Source organism: Flagellimonas yonaguniensis (assembly GCF_029193885.1).
GTDB lineage: Bacteria > Bacteroidota > Bacteroidia > Flavobacteriales > Flavobacteriaceae > Flagellimonas > Flagellimonas yonaguniensis.
The window spans coordinates 78274-98706 of record NZ_JARFVB010000008.1 but is presented as its reverse complement, the minus strand read 5'-3'; the positions used below and the strand labels follow the sequence as shown (position 1 = coordinate 98706).

Sequence of the window (20433 nt, the reverse complement as noted above, 5' to 3'; positions counted from 1 at the left end):
AATGCTCAAACACCAAACATTACTAATTGGCCTTTTTATCTTATTGGTTTCCTGTAGCGGTGGGGAGGGAGAAAGTGAGGTTCCTGATCCAGTCATAGAAAACCCTGAAGCTGCTACCTTGGTATTTCCGTACGAGAATGAAGTCTGCCTTGAGGGCAACATCCTTTCTGAATCGGAAAGTGAGGTCACATTTGAATGGAATTCTTCTGCCCATACGGACAGCTATACCGTCCACATTGAAAATTTGATGGCCGGACAAACACAAACATTGAACACCAATGGTGTTTCCATTACTGCAAAACTCCAAAGGAACACCCCCTATTCCTGGCAGGTAGAGTCAAAAGCCGAAGGGGTATCCGAAACAGCCTTGAGTCCCATTTGGAAATTTTATAATGCAGGGGAAGGAACAGAAACGTATGCTCCTTTTCCGGCCGAGGCCGTCAATCCCAAAACCGGGGCCAATATAAACACTTCATCCAACTTGTTGACACTGTCTTGGAATGGAAATGACCCAGATGATGATCTGATGGAGTTTGATGTTTATTTTGATACCGTGACCCCTCCTTCCCATCTTGAAAATACCGTTACCGAGAGTTCACTGAATGTTTCCATTTCTCCTGGCAATGGCACAGTTTACTATTGGAAAATTGTAAGCCGCGATACCGAAAACAATACTTCCCATTCCGAAATCTTCCAATTTAAAGTGAACTAAAACCCAAAAGAATGTGCCATGGTACTCCTGAATACAAGTTAAATAACCAATCCCTTACATAGTATGAAAGCTAAACTATTTTTTCTTGCCCTTACCTTTATTGTTCCCTTATGTGCACGGTCACAGATCAGCGAAAATGAACTGTTTGAATACACCAATGGCTTCATTGAAATCCAACAATTGAACAAAAAAGCGAATCTACAACCGAAAGAAATACGGGAACTCCGTGGTAACAACAATGCCCTTCTTGCTTATGTCGTAAACTTGAAACCCAAAGGATTCATTGTTTTTGCCCCTTCCAAAAATCTCTATCCCATCATTTCTTTTTCAGATGAGTCCAATTTTCACTTTCAAGATTCACCTGATAACACACTACTCAGTTTAATAAAAGGGGACATGGAAAAAAGTATGATGTCCATGAAACAAAAATCAAATAAGGAACTTAGTGAAGAAAAGCTCAAAAACCGGCTGGCTTGGGAACGATTAACAACAAAAAAAGACGCAAACAAATCCCTAAACACCTATAGTGTTACCACTTCGAGCCTTGTTCAACATGGAAAAATCCTATCCAGCGTTTGGGGAGGTGTCAATTGTTACGATCAGGACAGTTTGTCTGTTTATGTTGGCAATTACTATACACCCAACCACTACTCCCCCGGTTGTGTGGCCACTTCCCTCAGCATGATCCTCCACTATTACGAATGGCCAGAGACAGGAGTGGGTTCCCACACCAACTATGATGATCAAGGAAGTTCCCAAACCAGTTGGACAGCAAATTTTGGCAATGCCCAATATGATTATGCAAACATGTTGGACGAATACATGTACCAATCCTCTTCCCTGACCCAGCAAAAGGCAATGGGGTATATCTCGTTCCATGCCGCCACCGCGTTGGACATGGATTATGAAGCGAGTGGATCCACAAGCCATATCGACCGGATTCCGGATGCAGCTGATTCCTATTTTAGGTTTTCCGGGCATTATCAAACCCCCAGTTGGACTAGTTTCTGGGACAGATTGAGGGAAAACATCGAAAACGAACATCCCGTGCCTTTGGCCATATATGCCACCAACGGAGCTGGGCATGCGCCGGTATGTGATGGATACAGATATAATGAAGGAGATCCTGAAAGCGAATATTATTACCATTTGAACATGGGCTGGTGGGGCACCAACAATGCTTGGTACAGGCTACAGAATTCCTTCAATGCAGGAGGCTACACCAGCGTTACGGGAGCTGTCTTTGATCTTCTTCCAGACCCAGTGTTCACAGAGACGACGTCATCAGGCCAAAAAACCTTTACCCTGAACTGGAAAACCAGTGATCAATTAAATTGGGATGCTTTTGAGCTTCAAGAAAGTGTGAACGGAGGAAGCTTTACCACATTGAACGACAATATCAATTCCACCTCATATACCAGGACCGTAAGTTCTGGTGGGACATACACATACAGGGTAAGGGCAAAATCCGATGGAAATTATTATTTGAACAGTTATTCCGTAACCAAAGATGTCAAGATCCCTTATGATATCACTTTTCTCGATTTTGATGGAAATGATTCCTTTTTCGTCTATGACAACTCCAACAACGACTTTGATATTTCCAGCACTTATACCATTGAAACTTGGATAAAAATAGATAGCAAGACCAGTAATACATATCCTGTGATCATGGATAGAAAAACGGTCTTCTCCCTCTTCTTAATAGATGACACCAATGGGGATTATGCCATTAAATTTGCAGCAAGGGATACTTCGGGCAATATCATTGCCAGTGTACAGTCCGATGCCTCTTCTGTCAACCTCTCTTTTGATGAATGGGTCCATGTAGCCGTTACCAGAAATAACAACACGACCAAACTGTACTTGAACGGGCAGCTGACCGATACCTCGAACGATTCGGACTTTGCACTGACCGCATCAACAAACGCCTTGAACATTGGAGCCCGATATTGGAATGGCTACGAACGGTATATTGATGGGAAAATAGACAAAATAAGGATTTCCGATATTGAACTTTTCAACACCAATTTCACACCGGACATTTTAGAAACCTATGTGGCTGATGCAAACACCAGAATATTGCTTGCCATGGATGAAGGTACTGGGACTGACTTAACAGATGATGCAGGGAACTTCAATACCGTAACATTGCGAAGCTCCCCCAACCAACCCAACTGGATGTTCGAGGATTTTAACCAAATTGCCAGTAAAGGGGCACTAACCATTGATAGCGCCTCTCTATTGGAACTGCCTGACAATGAAGACGTCCCAATATCCATGATGCAATACCCGAACCCTACTCGAAACAAAATCACTTATGAGATAAATTCCGATATTGAACAGGAAAGTGAAATCGTAATTTACAATAATTCCGGAAGTATCGTGAAGCGTCAAAAGTCCAGTCTTATCTCTGGTCGTAATTCTTTGGGCATTGATGTTTCATCATTGAGCGCAGGAATTTATTATACTAGAATACAGACTATCGATACAACATACAAATCGACTTTTATCAAAAAATAACATGTTCTTTATGTATTGAAAAGTCATTTTTAGGATTGAAGTTCCAGTGCTCTCTACGCAGAAATGGTATTATTAAAAAAAGCTGTAAATATTGATTTGCAGCTTTTTTAACCTCTTTTAGTTAAATCAAATAGTTTTAAATCGGGCAAGCTTAACTCTTTGAGTTCTGTTCAATGTAAAGCTACTTTGGAAAGTAAATCCTTCCAAACATTTTTCCATTCGTCTTCAGAAAAATTTTGACACAATGTTTCACAGAAACATGACAAATAATCAAAAATCGACTACGTGTTAACCTCTTTTTTTTTGACAACCATTAAACAAACCTTTTAGCATCGAATGGAAAACAGAAGAACATTTGTTAAAAAGATAGGATGGACTACCGGAGCCTTATCGCTTCTTGGTGTATCCCCCGTACTAAGTTTGACGAACATAAATGGGCGGAAAAAACCCATTAGAATCAAGGGAAGAGTGACGGAAAAGAATAAAGGCATAACCAAAATAGTTGTATCAGACGGCAATACCACTGCTATTACGGACAAAAATGGACACTTCGACTTTTGGAGTACCTCCGATCAGCCTTTTGTTTTTATGAGCATACCCTCAGGTTACAGAATGGACCAATTGCCCAATGGTTCCGTATCCTTCTTTTACCCCATCGATCCACACAAAGAAAAAAATGAAGTTTTGTTTCGATTAAGACCCGTGGAGGTCAGTGATAATGATCATAACCTTTTACTGTTGGCAGACCCACAAATCCAAAATGAATACGAAGCGGGACAATTATTGGAAACATCCACACCGGATATAATCAAGACCATAAAAGAACTAAACGACCCTAACACCTTTGGTGTAGGGTGCGGAGACTTGATCTTTGATCAGTTGGACCTTTTCAAAGACTATAACCAAGCCATCAAGGAAACAGATATACCTTTTTTCCAGGTAGTGGGCAACCACGATATGGACTTGGGCACTCGCAGCGACGAATTTTCCACAACAACCTTCAACCGACTGTTCGGCCCCACCTATTACTCCTTCAATCGTGGTGAAATTCACTATGTGGTTCTTGATGATGTATTCTTTACCGGTGTGGGCAAAGAATACATTGGCTATATCACGGAAAATCAACTGTCATGGCTTGAACAAGACCTGAGCTATATTGAAAAAGGGCAAACCGTGGTGGTGTGCACACATATCCCCGTAGCCTCCGGGGTAAAGAACAAAGAACACCTTTATGAACTTTTAGCACCATACAACGTCCATATCCTTTCGGGACACACTCACCAAAACACCAATTACCCAGATCGCAATCGCTTTGAACATGTGCATGGAGCTGTCTGTGGTGCTTGGTGGAGTGGCCCCATCTGTAGTGATGGCACACCAAATGGTTATGGGGTTTACCAAATGCGTGGAAGTGAGGTTAGATGGCAGTACAAGTCCATAGGCCAATCAATGGAACATCAATTCCGATTCTACAACAGGGGGATGGATCCCGAATTCCCCAACTCTTGTTCACTCAATGTCTGGAACTGGAATCCTGATTGGAAAATCTGTTGGTACGAAAATGGCGAACGCAAGTCCCATATCCATAAAGTACGTGCTACGGACCCCATGAGCAACGATCTTCATTTGGGAAAACTCCTACCCGAACGGCGGCCATGGGTAGAACCTTCCTCCAATGACCACATGTTCTTTTTTGAACCGAGTAACAACCTAAAACACATTACAGTGGAAGTAACCGATAACTTTGGCAACATATATGTTCAAACTGTAAACCTTGATGTTACCTAAGGTGGCTTTCCATTATTTTGTTAGCTCATTGTTAAGCCGGTGACGGTTGTATAAAATAAACGTTAACAATGATACAGAACGGCCTTCCCCATTACGTGGCAAGGCCGTTTTTTTTGACTTCATTTCAAAGACCGAAAACAAAAACCATGATCGATCGGGAACGATTCCACGAACTAGTTGACAAATATCTTGACAAAAACCTGACAACAAAGGAAGAAGAAGAACTCGAGGAGTATTATAGCGTCTACGGGAAGCAGATTTTTCATTCAAATTTGGAACAGGAAACAAAAAAACAATTATATCAAAACATATCGTCCCAGGCCATGAGCCATCAAAAGGCAACTGTTCAAAAAAGAAGAAGGCATTTGGCATTTAAGGTCGCTGCCGTAATTTCCATATTGATGATCCTTGGTATTTCTTCTTTGTTTTGGTTACCTACCAAACAAGCGGAACTGATAACAATGACATCCCGGTTAGGGGAAAGAAGACAAATTGTATTGCCCGACAGTTCCTTGGTCACCCTCAATGCCGGTAGTAGTATTACATATCCGGAATTCTTTACCGGTAGTACAAGAAAAGTTGAAATGACCGGCGAAGTCTTTTTTGAAGTCACCCATAATCCCGATCGACCATTTTGGGTTACCACTTCTGGCTTGGATACCCGAGTATTGGGAACATCTTTCAACATAAAGGCATACGGTGATACACCCGATATAAAAATAAGCTTGGCCACCGGCTCCATTCAAATCAGCAAACAAGACCTCAACATGGCGACGCTGAAACCGGATGAGCAAATGTTATACGATAAATCATCCGGGCATTACAAAATAATAGCTGAAAGTACGGACAAAGATATTTCATGGTTGGACAACATTATTGAATTGGACGATCATTCCATAGAAGAAACAAGACGTATTGTTGAACGATGGTTCAATGTAAAACTTAACATTTCAAACGGAAAGAAGACCGAACAGACCATTACCGGTAAGTTCATCGACCCCACTTTGGAAGAGACCATCGAAAGTCTGGAACTGCTCACCGGATCAAAAATCACTTATGAAAACCAAGTTGAACCCTTAAAAACCCATAGTCCATGACATAAGAATATCCATCACAAAAAAGCCTCTTCTGCGCCAACAGAAAAGGCTCGTTAAAAACTACATATTCACCAAATACATAGTATGAAATAATGAAACCAAAATTACTATTTTTTTTCAACGGAAACGTTATGAAAACGGTTATGATGTTGTGGGCATTCAATTTTTTTGCCCTTCCCGTACAGGCCAAACCGGAAAATTATCCGAACATCAGTCTTCAACAAGATCATATTGGTCTTGTGGCAATATTTGACCGTATTGAACAACAGGCCAGTGTCAGCTTTATCTATAACAGTGAGGTAAAAAATATTGAACATAGGATAAACGTAAACTATCAAAACAGACCTTTAACATCTGTCATGGACCATCTGGCCCAGCGTTATGGCCTTGGGTACAAAATCCAAAACAGCAACATTACAGTTTATATTGACCGGAGAACCCCCATACCTGCACAACGAACCATCAGGGGTTCTGTTAAAGATGATGCCGGTCAACCATTAATGGGCGCCAATGTAAGGGTCTTGGGTTCCGATAAAGGTATGATCACCGATTTTGATGGAAATTTCCAGATTCAGACCTTTACCGGCGACATACTTGAATTTTCGTACATCGGAATGGAAACCCAGACATATACAGTTCAAAACGGTATAGATAACATATCCATACAATTGAAAGCCAACAACCAGCAATTGGATGAAGTCGTGGTTATAGGGTATGGTGAAAAAACATTGGAATCCTTAAGTGCCGCCGTGAGCAAAGTAGATGTAGGTGCATTGGCAGAACGTCCTTTGAGCAATGCAGCTGTTGCGCTTCAAGGTTTAACCCCAGGATTGACCATTACCCGTTCCAATGGCCGTCCAACCGACACCCCCAATATCAATATTCGTGGTTTTACATCAATCAATGGTGGCGAGCCATTGATCATCATCGATGGTGTGGAAGGCGATATAAACGACATCAATCCGAGTGACATAGAGAACATCAGTGTTTTAAAGGACGCGGGTGCCGCAGCTATTTACGGTGCCCGTGCATCCTTTGGTGTTGTTCTGATCACTACAAAACAAGCTCGGAAGGGCGACCTCAAAGTCAATTTGGATATCACCACCGCAGTTAGCCAAGTGACCACAAATACCGATTTTGTCATCGACCCATATGAGGCCATACAAATTGCAGACACTTTTTTCCAGGCCAGTAGCGGTGCTTCATATTCGGGATATACCGAAGCAGATTATACCGCACTGCAAGAAGTATCTGCAAATCCATCCCTGGCCCGTGTGGTTACCGATACAAGAAATGGCAGAGAGCAATATATCCACTACGCCAAAACAAACTGGTGGAATACTTTTTTTAGAGAAAGTAGACCATCACAAATCTATAATGCTTCCATAAGCGGGGGAAGTGAAAAATTGAAAGGCTACTTCTCGTACCGTAACTATCGTGAAGTCGGCATCCTAAAAGTTCAAGAAGACCTTTTCAAAAAAGAGAACTATAGAGCTAAGGTTGAGTTTAAATTGAACGATTGGATCACTGTTTCCGACAACATGCAGTTCAACCGCTTTGATGACCTCCAATATGGGGGCTACAGAGGTGGATGGCACGGCAACTATTGGAACTACTTAGTCTATAACCATGCAATGCCTTGGTACTCCCCCACCAATCCTGATGGCACCTATTTTTACCGTAGCGAATTGAACAATTATGCAGCTGGTGATGGTCTTTATGCCTCGTTGTTACATGGAAAATCCAAACAGGAAACAGAGGATTCCGAATTTTCGAATATTATAACGGCCACCTTGACACCTGTTGATGGGCTTTCCATAAAGGCAAGCTATGCCTACAGAAAAATGAACCAGAACATATACCAAAGATCTACTTTGGTGCCCTGGAGCATTTATGTAGATGATATCCAGACCATGAGTTCGGATAAATTAACGGAGTTCAATACCTCTGCCGATTATGATGCGTTCAATATTTATGCCGATTACAACAGGCGGTTCGGCAAACATCACATTGATGTTATGGCTGGTTTTGGACAAGAATCCATGTACAGTAAAACCATTCAGGCAAGTACACAAGGATTGATTTCCGATGACCTGAACTCCTTGGGCTTGGGCACTACTGCCGACGATGCGACCGGAAGTGCATACGAATGGGCCCTACAAGGGGTCTATTCCAGAATTTCGTATGATTATGACAGCAAATACTTTTTGGAATTGAACGGTAGGTATGATGGTACCTCAAGGTTTCCATTAGATTTCAGGTGGGGCTTCTTTCCATCGGTATCAGCTGCATGGGCCTTGCACAATGAAAACTTCATGGAAAGCCTAAATCCAACATTGAGCCGATTAAAACTAAGGGCTTCGTATGGTTCCCTGGGCAATCAAGAAGATTCCCCCTATGCCTACCAACCCGTGTTGAGTCGATCAGTGAACGAAGCATTTTCGTTGAATGGAAGTCCGTTGGAATCCATATCCTCCCCTGCACTGAACCCTGTCGAGATTACTTGGGAAGAAGTTAGAACCTTGGATTTTGGGGTTGATCTAGGTTTTTTCAAAAATAGATTAACAGCTAATTTTGATTGGTTCAAAAGGGAGACCTTGGGAATGTTGACAGCCGGCCAAGTACTTCCAGCAACTTTGGGGGCTTCGGCTCCAAAAGAAAATGCAGCCGATCTGGAGACCAAAGGTTTTGAACTATCATTGGGGTACAACAATAGTTTCAATGTGGGCGGATCTCCTTTTCAACTCAGTGTAAGTGCGGGTCTTTCCAACTCTGAAACCAAGATCACCAAGTTTGACAACCCCGAAAACCTGTTGAACTCCTTCTATGAAGGAATGGTTATCGGCGACCTATGGGGATATCATGTAGAAGGACTTTTCCAAACAGAAGAGGAAGTAGCCGCTCATGTAGACCAGTCTTATGTAAGCGCGAGAATTTCCAGTAGAGGTGGCCTTCAACCCGGGGATGTTAAATATGCCGACCTTAATGGTGATGGTGTTGTAGATGCAGGTACCAATACGCTAGACGACCCTGGAGACCAAAAAATTGTAGGTAATGTAGCTCCGAAATACCTATACAATTTCAGGGTGTCGACCAGTTGGAAAGGTTTCGACCTTTCTGCCTTTTTCCAAGGTGTGGGCAAACAGGATTGGTACCCAGGGTACAACTCCCAATTGTTCTGGGGACCTTATAGTCGCCCCTATGCTTCCTTTGTGCGCAAGGATCTGGCCAATAATATTTGGTCCGCAGACAATCCAGATGGGTATTATCCAAGAGGTTTCGGGTATATTGCCCTTAGTGGCCGTAACTCTTTGCGCAATACGAACGATCGTTACTTACAGGATATCTCTTACCTGCGCCTAAAGAACCTTACGTTTGGGTATAATCTGCCTCAATCGGTCTTGGACAAAACACCGTTTGGGAAGGTAAGGGTTTACCTCAGCGGAGAGAACATCCTAACCTTCACAAAGTTGACCGACTATATCGATCCTGAGATCGCGAGCAACCAAGTTAACCTGAATTCCCCATCTGGATCTTACACCTATGACTCCAGAGGACAGGAAGCACCAATGTCAAAAACCTACTCATTGGGCGTCTCAATTCAATTTTAAATCTAATATGACGATGAAACGAATATATATTGCATTGATAAGTCTGAGCAGTCTATTTCTTCTGAACTGCAGTGATGACTATTTGGATAAAAATCCCATATCCGACGTTAGCGAGGACAGTTTCTTCCTAACCGCTTCTGATTTGGAACTGTACACCAATAGCTTCTATCTTTTGTTGCCAAACAGTTCTTCCAGAAATGAAATTTTCACAACCGATAGCCAATGTGGCGAAATTGTACACAACACGCTAAGCGACCTTATGACCAGTTCTCGTATCGTCCCCTCAAGTGGAGGCGGATGGGATTGGACCAACCTGCGAAACATCAACTATTTCTTGGAAAACTATGAGAAGTGTGAAGATGAAGCTGCCAAAAACCGTTATGGAGGTGTTGCCCGGTTTTTCAGGGCATACTTTTACTTTGGCATGGTAGTTAATTTTGGTGATGTACCATGGTATGACAAAACCATGGAAGCCGATGATGAAGATCTATATAAAGCCAGAGATGACCGTCAATTGGTAATAGACAACATTTTGGAAGACTTGGATTGGGCCATTGCCAACATGGGCGACGAGCAGTACTTGTATGAAGTAAGTAAATATACTGCACTGGCCCTTAAATCCAGGATTGCGCTTTTCGAGGGTACTTTTGAAAAATACCATGGTATATCCGGTCATGAAAAGTATTTGGAAGCTGCCGTTGATGCCTCACAGGAGCTGATGGACAACAGTCCGTACCTATTGTACGGTACAGGCAACCCCAATACCGATTATGCAGATCTGTTCAGAGCAGAAACGGCAGAAACCTCTGAGGTGATCTTGGCAAGGGAATATACGGAACCATTGACCAATGGGCACCGGGCCAATTACTACACTTTGACCGGGTCGCAGGGAACGCCCGGCATGCCCAAAATGGTTGCAAACTCATATTTAAATGCTGATGGTAGTCGTTTTACCGATCTGGCAGATTACAACACCATTCCCTTCTCCCAGGAAACGGCAAATCGTGATCCCAGACTGTCGCAAACAATTCGTACATCCGGTTACACAAGGGTTGGACAAAGTATTGAGTTGGCACCAGATCTTTCTTTTACCATTACGGGCTATCACCTGACCAAGTTTGTCACTGGCTCAAATTCAGATGGGATCAACCAAAACACCAACGATCTGCCCGTGTTCCGTTTTGCGGAAATTTTGCTGAACTATGCCGAGGCAAAAACAGAATTGGGAACAATTACCCAAGATGACTTGGATAAATCCATTGGCTTGCTACGCAATCGTGTGGGGATGCCCGGTCTTACTTTGGCCAATGCCAATTCCAATCCAGATTCCTATCAAGAAATGTTCTACCCCAATGTAAGCGGAAACAATAAAGGACTATTATTGGAAATAAGAAGGGAACGTAGAGTTGAATTATATATGGAGGGACACCGTTGGAATGATGTACGGCGTTGGAAAGCGGGACAATCCATTACCTTGCCCTTGCGAGGAATCTATCTGCCAGGGCCAGGGGAGTACGATCTGGATGGCAACGGAGCCATCGACACAGTAATATATGAAGGTGAACTTCCTGCAGGTCAGATTGAAGGGGCCAAATACTTTCAATTAGGCACAGATGTTGAGTTGAGTGCCGAGAACTTGATCGACCCACTTCCAGGTTTTAATGATAGAACTTTTAATGAAGAACGGGATTATTTTTTACCCATTCCAATCCAAGAGTTGCAATTAAATCCAAATCTTACACAAAACCCAAATTGGTAACCCAATTTTCAATAGTGCTCCTGGAAAACTTGGTGTTTTCCAGGAGCATTTTTTTAGTAACAAAACCATAATGTTCAACAAGCAATTTGTTGACGTGCACCCAATAAATTTGACAATAAGGCTCTATTCAAATCCTAGGTGCCATAGATGATGGAAAACCCAAAACTCATTTTCAAAGCTCTTCAAAATCGACAGGAAAAAGCACTGGAAAAGATTTTTGCCCTCTATTGGAAGCGTCTATATATATATGCGCACAGCCTAACCGGAGATCATCAAATCGCCCAAGATCTGGTCCAAGAAATATTCATCAGTCTTTGGGAAAAATCGGCCACTACCCAGATTGACCAGATAGAGGCTTATCTGTTCCGTGGCGTAAAATACAGGGCAATCAATTTTCTTAAACAACAACAACGAAAAGTATCTGCAGAGGACACCTTAAAATCCCGACCCGTTTCAGAAGGCGTAAAAGAACACATGGACTATCTCGAATCCGAAGAGCTCTTTTTGAAAACCATGGACAGACTCCCCGATAGATGCCGAAGGGTATTCTATCTAAGTCGTGTACAAGGGTATAACAACAAAGAAATAGCCCAAGAAATGGATATTTCCATCAGAACCGTGGAAACTCATATAAGCAATGCATTAAGGTTGTTCAGGTTCTATTTCAAAACAGTTTGATTATCAAAACGTATAAACTAAAAAACACCTTCATTCAATAGTGGTTACCCATTCGGTAAGCATAGATTTTTGAAAGGCTGTAAAGCCCTTATTTATTAGGGCTTTCAAACCTTCCAGTTCCATTAAAAAAGTCCAAAAATAAATATTTGAGAGCTTTTATATTTTTTCCTAATCGTAGTGCTATTCACTTGCGGCTTTTGCCCCTCAAAAGTATTGCCCTTTTCTAGGTATCATAGTGGCAGGAAGTTCGTTATGTCATATTTAAACTTCTTCCGATGGATTTTTTCAGCCTATTATCAAATGTTTATTAGTGTGTCAAATACATTTAAATACATCCATAGCAGAAAGAAAATCAGAAACACACACCTAAACAATCAATTCCTTGACTATATTTGAATATCTATATTCAAAAAATGCAAAGTCCCTAATTAATGTATTGGATAGGTTTCGATATTGGTAGTTCCTCAATCAAAGCGGCATTGGTCAATGCCAACAATGGTAAGGTTAAAGATATTGTTCAAGAACCCAAAAAAGAAATGCCGATTGACTCCATCAACATAGGATGGGGGGAGCAGAATCCAGAACTATGGTGGAAATATGCCTGCTTGGCCACACAGCAACTCATATCAAAAAACTCCATTGACAAAAGTAACATCAAGGGCATTGGGATTTCCTATCAAATGCATGGTTTGGTCGTTGTGGATAAATCGCTCCAAGTGCTACGGCCCTCCATTATTTGGTGTGATAGCCGCGCTGTGGATATCGGGGAACAAATGTTTCAAAGTTCAGGAGAACAAAAATGTGTCGACCATTTATTGAACTCCCCAGGAAATTTTACCCTTTCAAAACTAAAATGGGTCAAGGACAACGAACCTGAACTTTACAATAAGATTCACAAATTCATGCTACCTGGCGATTTTCTCGCCATGAAACTCACGGGTGCATGCGTAACCACTCCATCTGGTCTTTCCGAAGGAATCATGTGGGACTTTAAAGAAAATCAAGTTGCCAACTGGTTATTGGAAGATGTGGGAATCGATCCTTCTCTCGTTCCAGAAATCCGACCTTCTTTTTCCGAGCAAGGTCGCGTGAACAAACAGGGAGCTGAGGAATCGGGTCTGCCCGAGGGAATCCCGGTAATGTACCGTGCCGGGGATCAACCCAACAATGCATTGGCCCTAAACGTCGTGGAACCCGGTCAGATTGCCGCAACAGGCGGTACTTCTGGTGTGGTGTATGCCATTTCAGGACAAAAAAAGACGCAGGAACATACAAGAATCAACAGTTTTGCCCATGTAAACCACACCGATGACGAGCCCCGGATTGGCAAACTATTATGCATCAACGGGACAGGTATCCAATACAATTGGGTACGCTCAGAAATAAGCAATGGACTCAGCTACGATACCATGAACCAACAGGCGGAATCCATACCGATAGGTTCTGACGGTCTTCATATCCTACCCTTTGGAAATGGTGCAGAACGTATGCTGAACAACATAAACAAAGGGTCTCGCATGTTGAACATCAATTTCAATGTGCACAAGGCACCACATATGTACAGGGCTGCCTTGGAAGGGATTGCCTTTTCATTTGTATACGGGATGGAAATCCTAAAAAATGATGGGGTTGATATCACTTCCATAAAAGCTGGAAACGATAATCTATTCAGGGCTGGAATCTTCTCCAAAACCATCGCAACACTATCCAATAGCCAAATTGATATTGTGGAAACCACAGGTGCCGTAGGTGCTGCCAGGGCAGCAGCATGTGCTTATGGGGATTTCAAAAATATTGGTGAAGCAACAGCTTCCGATAAAATCGAACAAACTTACCAACCCGATGCTTCTTCTGAAGCATACCAAGAGGCGTACCAAGCATGGAAAAATAATCTAAACGAATATATAGACAACTGAATTTAAAATTATGATCACAACAGGAGACAAGGAATATTTTAAGGGCATAGGCAAAATTTCCTTTGAAGGAAAAGAATCGGACAATCCGTTCGCCTTTAAATATTATGATGAAAATAAAGTAGTGGCCGGCAAAACCATGAAAGAACATTTTAAGTTCGCCATAGCGTATTGGCATACGTTCAACGACACGGGTAGCGATCCTTTTGGAGCACCCACCAAGAATTTTCCTTGGTTCGACAACATGGACCCTGTTCAACAAGCCAAGGACAAAATGGATGCCGCTTTCGAATTTATCACAAAAATAGGGGCTCCGTATTTCTGTTTCCATGATGTTGATCTGATCGATGAGGGCAGCACTTTGTCCGAGTCAGAAAAAAGACTGGATATCATTACGGATTACGCCAAGGAAAAAATGGCCGAATCCGGAGTAAAATTATTGTGGGGAACGGCAAATTGCTTTAGCAATCCCAGATATATGAACGGCGCTGCCACCAATCCCGATTTTGATGTCCTAGCCGCTGCAGGCGCCCAAGTGAAAAATGCATTGGATGCCACCATCAAATTGAATGGCGAAAACTATGTTTTCTGGGGAGGTCGTGAAGGATATATGTCTTTGCTGAATACCAATATGGGGCGCGAACTGGACCACATGGCAAGGTTTCTTCACATGGCAAAGGATTATGCACGGGCACAAGGTTTTAAAGGTACATTCTTTATTGAACCAAAACCAATGGAACCCACTAAGCACCAATATGATTTTGACTCGGCCACTGTACTGGGCTTTTTGAACAAATATGGCCTCCAGGATGACTTTAAACTGAATATCGAGGTAAACCATGCCACTCTGGCCCAACATACTTTTGAGCACGAACTTCAGATTGCAGCAGACAACAATATGCTGGGCAGCATCGATGCCAACAGGGGAGATTACCAGAACGGATGGGATACCGATCAGTTCCCAGTGGATGTATACGAACTTACCCAATCCATGTTGATTATTCTTGAAGCCGGCGGCTTCCAAGGTGGAGGAGTGAACTTTGATGCCAAGGTGCGTAGAAATTCAACTGACTTGGAAGATATTTTCCATGCCCACATTGGTGGAATGGATGCCTTTGCACGTGCTTTACTGGCAGCGAACGACATTCTTTCCAAATCCAAATACAAGGAAATGCGCAAAGAACGCTACGCATCATTCGATGGTGGAACAGGAAAAGCATTTGAAGACGGCCAACTCAGCTTGGAAGACCTTTACAAACACGCTTCCGCCAACCAATACATTAAACAGCGTAGTGGTCAGCAAGAACTGTTCGAGAACATCATCAACCAATACATATAAACTGACAACCAATCAAACTTAAATCATGGAATCAGTTTTAGAAAGGCCGGATTGGATTGTCCTGGGCATCTACTTTTTGGCCTTGATCGGTGTGGCCATTTGGGTCGTGTCCCAGAAAAACAAAAACACCGAAGACTATTTTTTGGCCGGTAGGAATGTGGGATGGTTTGTAATCGGAGCCTCCATTTTTGCCTCCAACATCGGTTCTGAACATGTTGTCGGGCTTGCCGGCACCGGGTTCGAATCCGGGACACCCATGGCACATTACGAACTGCATGCTTGGATCGTGTTATTGCTCGGTTGGTTATTCCTACCCTTCTACATCCGAAGCGGTGCTTTTACCATGCCCGAGTTTTTGGAAAAACGATTCGATAGCCGTTCACGGTGGTTCTTGTCCATTTTCTCACTAGTCGCCTATGTGCTGACCAAGGTTTCTGTGACCATTTATGCCGGGGGTATCGTGGTCTCTGAACTCTTGGGTATCCCTTTTTGGTACGGAGCCATTGGTGTAGTGATATTCACGGGAATTTATACCGTCATCGGAGGTATGAAAGCTGTGATCTATACCGAAACCCTTCAAACCGTTATTCTGATTTTGGGTTCCCTGATCATTACCTATTTGGGATTGAATGAAGTAGGTGGCTGGGGGCAACTGCATGAAACGGTAACATCGGTAAGTCCTGACCATTTTAATATGTGGAGACCCATGAGCGACCCGGATTTCCCTTGGACCGGACTATTGTTCGGGGGAACCATTGTAGGTATCTGGTATTGGTGTACGGACCAATATATTGTGCAGCGTACTTTGGCGGCCAACAATATTAAAATCGGTAGACGAGGAGCCATTTTTGGAGCTTATCTAAAATTGATGCCTATTTTGATTTTCTTGATACCCGGTATCATTGCCTTTGCATTGACCATACAAAACCCTGAGGTTTTCAATGTGGACAGAGCTGACAGGGCATTCCCAATGTTGGTAAAAACACTTCTTCCCGTAGGATTGAAAGGTTTAGTCGCAGGTGGTCTTATGGCAGCATTGATGAGTTCGTTGGCATCCGTATTCAATTCGTGTTCCACGATTTTTACCATTGACATCTATAAAAAACTACGCCCAGAGAAATCTGAACGGGAATTATTGACCATAGGTAAGATTGCCACGGGGATTATTGTGGTGCTCGGCATTATCTGGATTCCCATTATGGACAAAATTGGTGGCGGTGTTATGTACCAATATTTGCAAAATGTACAATCATATATTGCCCCTCCAGTGACCACGGTGTTCTTACTGGGGATTATATGGAAAAGGGTAAACTCCAAGGCGGCCATTACAACGCTGTTCGCCGGTCTAGTACTTTTGATACTGCGATTAGGGTCTGAGATTTATTATCAACCGCAAATTGCTGCTGGCACGGAAGTATCCGGTTTTCTGTTCCAGTTTGCTTCGGTAAATTTTGCACACATGGCCATTTTTATGTTCATCTTTTCAGTAGTACTGTGTATTGTGGTCACTTTGGCCACTTCCCCTCCCGATTATGCGACCATCAAAGGCCTGTCCTTTGGCACACTGTCCCCAGAAGATCGTGTGAACTCCAAAGGTAGTTATAGTACCATCGACATCATACTTTCAGTACTCTTGATAGTGATAGTAATCGGTATCCTATCCTACTTTACCGGATAAAAACTCAAAAAAACAACATAAAAAAGCCCCAAACTTCGGGGCTTTTCTTTTTCATCATTTCCAAATCGATTATTGCATTTTCACAACCTATTCGCATTCAAAATTTGATTAATGACAAGAATTATCATTACACCCTATTTTTGAGCTATTTACAGGTAAGTTTTTCATATCTTCAGAAGATATTTATTTCCAACGAATAAATGTGAGCTAATTCAATTTTAACCAATCCAACCTTAAATGACTTCAAAATGAAAATCAAACTTTTACTTGTCTCAATTTTATTGTCAACGGCCATGGGGATATCCCAAGAAAGTATTGACTCCGATGCCATTGAAAAGATTAAAAATGAAGGATTTAACAACTCGCAAATTGAAGCTATTGCTTTTAACCTGATTGATAAATCCGGGCCTCGTCTCAGTAATTCCAAAGGTTACAAAAGGGCTGCAAATTACGCTACAGAGCAATTGGCGGACTGGGGCTTGACCAACACCAATCTCGAGCCATGGGGCGAATTTGGTAAAGGCTGGGAAATTCACAAAAGCTATGTCGCTATGACCAAGCCTTATTACATGCCGTTTATCGCCGTTCCAAAAGCCTGGACAGCCAGTACCAACGGAGAGGTCAGCGGAAAAGTGGTCTTTGTGGATATCAGTTCCGAAGAAGATTTTGCAAAGTACAAAGGCACACTGAAGGATGCCATTGTTGCCGTGAAACCTTCCGGGGATCAAGGCCCGACTTTTGAGCCGGATGCCGTTCGGTTTACCGAAGAGCAGCTCAAAGAAATGGAACAGCCCGAAGAACCTAGAGGAGAAAGAACACCAGAGCAAGAGGAAAGACGAAAAAGATGGATGGCCATGCGGGAACTCAACCAAAAAATAGGGACTTTCTTCAAAGAAGAAGGAGTCGCTGTGATTTTAAAAGGTGCCAGAGGCATAGAGGGAACTTTGTTTACCAGTGGTGGAAGGGGTTATCTAAAAGATGCGCCTGAAAGTGTAAGCGAAATAGAAGTTGCACCCGAACATTTGAACCTACTGGCCCGTTTAAATTCAAATGGTGTCCCTGTTGAAGTGGAAGCAGAAATCAAAACCTCTTTTGATGAATCGGACCTACAAGGTTACAATGTAATCGGGGAAATCCCAGGCTCTGACAAAAAACTGAAGTCTGAGATAGTGATGATGGGCGGCCACTTGGATTCATGGCATGGTGCGACAGGAGCTACGGATAATGCCGCTGGATGTATCGTAATGATGGAAGCCGCAAGAATTCTCAAAGCCACGGGGCTCAACCCGAAACGCACCATAAGGATTGCACTATGGGGCGGTGAGGAACAAGGACTTCACGGGTCAAGAAACTATGTGAAAAACCATTTCGGCGATCGTGAGACGATGGAATTGACCAAGGAACAGGAAAAAGTTTCCGCCTATTACAATATTGACAATGGTACCGGTAGAATCAGAGGAATTTATTTACAGGGCAATGATAAGGTAAAGCCCATTTTTGAAGAATGGTTCAAACCTTTTGATGATATCATTGACAATACCACATTGACTATCCGAAATACAGGCGGCACGGACCATTTAGGGTTTGATGCCATTGGCATACCAGGTTTTCAGTTCATACAAGACCCTATTGAATATAGAACCAGAACGCACCATACCAATATGGATACCTACGAACGTCTTGTGATCGATGACCTTAAACAAATGGCGGTCATCGTGGCTTCCTTTGTGTACAATACCGCTCAACGGGAAGAGAAGCTACCAAGAGAGGCATTGGAGACAAGCTCAAGGTAAGGCCATACATATCAAAATGAAATTCAAGAAACCTGTAATCTATGATTTACAGGTTTTTTGTTGCGCTTTACGTCTACAAAACATAAAAACAACTCCCTGATTTTTGGATGTCCATAAATGGAACTTCAAGCTTTTGAAAGGCAGAAGGGTGGTTCAAAACTTGAAAAAAGCCCTCAAAAAAGAAAAAGCCAATTTATTGATTGTGGGTAGAAATTCCACCTTTTTACGAAACACCAATATCTACGGAGGTACACCTAGAAAAGTGTTGATGAGCGCCCCAAAGTGCCTATTTTGGTAATCTAATCAGAGTTCCCGGATTTTTATATTTCGGAACCAGGTTTCAAAATACCAATATTGCAATGCCACTTTGCCTTCGGTGGTCTTGCCAAATTCTGGATATTTTGAAAAATGTGTACCAGCAATCCCTTCTTTCCATTCGGGTAAGCTAAAATCTTTCTCCGCGGTCAGGACTCCATTGAGGTAAAACTCAATTTTGCCATCCACCTGTTTTATCCTGGTCTTGTTCCACTCGCCCTGTTTTACCTCAACGTTGTTCTGTTGGGGCAAGAACACATAGAGGCAGCCTGGGCGCTTTTCGGGCACATCGTAATCCATGTGATCTGCACCCAATATCTGGTATTCCGGTCCGCTTTGCCATGCTGTGGGCACTTCCGGTAATTCCTGCACATTGATAAAGACTCCACTATTGCCATTTCCGGAAATCTTCCACTCCAGGGTCAACTCGTAATTTTCGTAGGCATTATCGGTCACCAAATCACCCGCTGTCAAAGATTCATCATTGGCGTTGCTATGCAAACTACCATCCACCACTTCCCAAACCGATTCAGCATCTGGGTCATTGTAAAGGTGCCATCCATTCATGGTTTTCCCATCAAAAAGCAACTCCCAGCCTTCTTCCTTTTCCACTTCCAACAATTGGTTGTGCGTTGCGTTTGCAACGGCTGCTTTTTTGGTTCTCCAAGTATCGGAATCGTCTTTCTTCTTATCTGTTTTACAGGATGCCAGTATGAGCAAGACAAGTACGCATCCGGTTATTTTTTTACGCATGTGCAGTATAGTTTGTTTTGTAGTGCAGTGGTTAAAGATAGAAAAAGTATCCGACCTTAACTACTTGGAAATTGGCATGAGCCATTTTTAAACAAGGTGACCTAAGTCACTTTGGAAAAGAACGGGTTTTTATAAATTGCAGATGTTAATTTCAGTGAACGATGAAAGGAAGTTTTGCAAATTTGATCAACAGCGAGCAATTGACGCTTATCGATTTTTCCGCAGAATGGTGCGGACCCTGTAAAATGTTGGCTCCTATTTTAAAACAGGTAAAGGATGAAATGGGCGATTATTTAAAGATTGTGAAAATAGATGTCGACAAAAACCAAAATCTGGCCAATACATACCAAGTCAGAGGTGTGCCCACTATGATTTTCTTTAAAAACGGCGAACAACTTTGGCGAAAATCGGGTGTGCTCCAGAAAGGAGAGCTAGTGCAATTGGCAAAATCATTCTTGTAGGGTTCTGCCGATT

The 20433-nt window shown here is 42.6% G+C and carries 14 protein-coding genes; 13 read left to right on the top strand and 1 reads right to left on the bottom strand.

Annotation, left to right across the window (positions count from 1 at the left end):
• Position 1 precedes the first annotated feature (1 nt).
• From PY092_RS13315 to PY092_RS13260, 12 genes are all read left to right on the top strand, one after another.
• Complete coding sequence (locus PY092_RS13315) at positions 2-712, top strand: hypothetical protein (protein ID WP_275616293.1); 711 nt, start codon at positions 2-4, stop codon at positions 710-712.
• A 63-nt stretch (positions 713-775) separates the two neighbouring features.
• On the top strand, positions 776-3235 hold the full coding sequence (locus tag PY092_RS13310; RefSeq protein ID WP_275616292.1) for a C10 family peptidase: 2460 nt from the start codon (positions 776-778) through the stop codon (positions 3233-3235).
• Between the two features lie 336 nt (positions 3236-3571).
• On the top strand, positions 3572-5023 hold the full coding sequence (locus tag PY092_RS13305; RefSeq protein ID WP_275616291.1) for a calcineurin-like phosphoesterase family protein: 1452 nt from the start codon (positions 3572-3574) through the stop codon (positions 5021-5023).
• Between the two features lie 146 nt (positions 5024-5169).
• Positions 5170-6120, top strand: coding sequence for a FecR family protein (locus PY092_RS13300; protein ID WP_275616290.1), 951 nt, complete (start codon positions 5170-5172; stop codon positions 6118-6120).
• A gap of 131 nt (positions 6121-6251) precedes the next feature.
• The gene (locus PY092_RS13295) at positions 6252-9731 is read left to right on the top strand and encodes a TonB-dependent receptor (protein WP_275616289.1); all 3480 of its coding nucleotides are present in this window, start codon (positions 6252-6254) and stop codon (positions 9729-9731) included.
• Between the two features lie 13 nt (positions 9732-9744).
• The gene (locus PY092_RS13290) at positions 9745-11490 is read left to right on the top strand and encodes a RagB/SusD family nutrient uptake outer membrane protein (RefSeq protein ID WP_275616288.1); all 1746 of its coding nucleotides are present in this window, start codon (positions 9745-9747) and stop codon (positions 11488-11490) included.
• Between the two features lie 147 nt (positions 11491-11637).
• Entirely contained in the window at positions 11638-12168 is a 531-nt protein-coding gene (locus PY092_RS13285) for an RNA polymerase sigma-70 factor (RefSeq protein ID WP_275616287.1), read from the top strand.
• Positions 12169-12599: 431 nt separating this feature from the next.
• Complete coding sequence (locus tag PY092_RS13280; RefSeq protein WP_275616286.1) at positions 12600-14084, top strand: xylulokinase; 1485 nt, start codon at positions 12600-12602, stop codon at positions 14082-14084.
• Between the two features lie 10 nt (positions 14085-14094).
• Positions 14095-15420 (top strand): xylose isomerase, encoded by a 1326-nt coding sequence (gene xylA / locus PY092_RS13275; RefSeq protein ID WP_275616285.1) that lies wholly within the window; start codon positions 14095-14097, stop codon positions 15418-15420.
• 25 nt (positions 15421-15445) lie between these two features.
• Complete coding sequence (locus PY092_RS13270; protein ID WP_275616284.1) at positions 15446-17098, top strand: sodium:solute symporter; 1653 nt, start codon at positions 15446-15448, stop codon at positions 17096-17098.
• Between the two features lie 248 nt (positions 17099-17346).
• Positions 17347-18891 carry a M28 family metallopeptidase gene (locus PY092_RS13265; protein WP_275616283.1) on the top strand — a complete coding sequence of 515 codons (1545 nt, stop codon included), beginning with the start codon at positions 17347-17349 and terminating at the stop codon, positions 18889-18891.
• Positions 18892-19051: 160 nt separating this feature from the next.
• Entirely contained in the window at positions 19052-19189 is a 138-nt protein-coding gene (locus PY092_RS13260; RefSeq protein ID WP_275616282.1) for an adenine nucleotide alpha hydrolase family protein, read from the top strand.
• Positions 19190-19194: 5 nt separating this feature from the next.
• Here PY092_RS13260 and PY092_RS13255 read toward each other — a convergent pair whose 3' ends face one another.
• Positions 19195-19959, bottom strand: coding sequence for a 3-keto-disaccharide hydrolase (locus PY092_RS13255; RefSeq protein ID WP_275616281.1), 765 nt, complete (start codon positions 19957-19959; stop codon positions 19195-19197).
• A gap of 161 nt (positions 19960-20120) precedes the next feature.
• Here PY092_RS13255 and trxA point away from each other — a divergent pair, with 161 nt between their 5' ends.
• On the top strand, positions 20121-20420 hold the full coding sequence (gene trxA, locus PY092_RS13250; RefSeq protein ID WP_275616280.1) for a thioredoxin: 300 nt from the start codon (positions 20121-20123) through the stop codon (positions 20418-20420).
• The last annotated feature ends 13 nt before the right edge of the window (positions 20421-20433 follow it).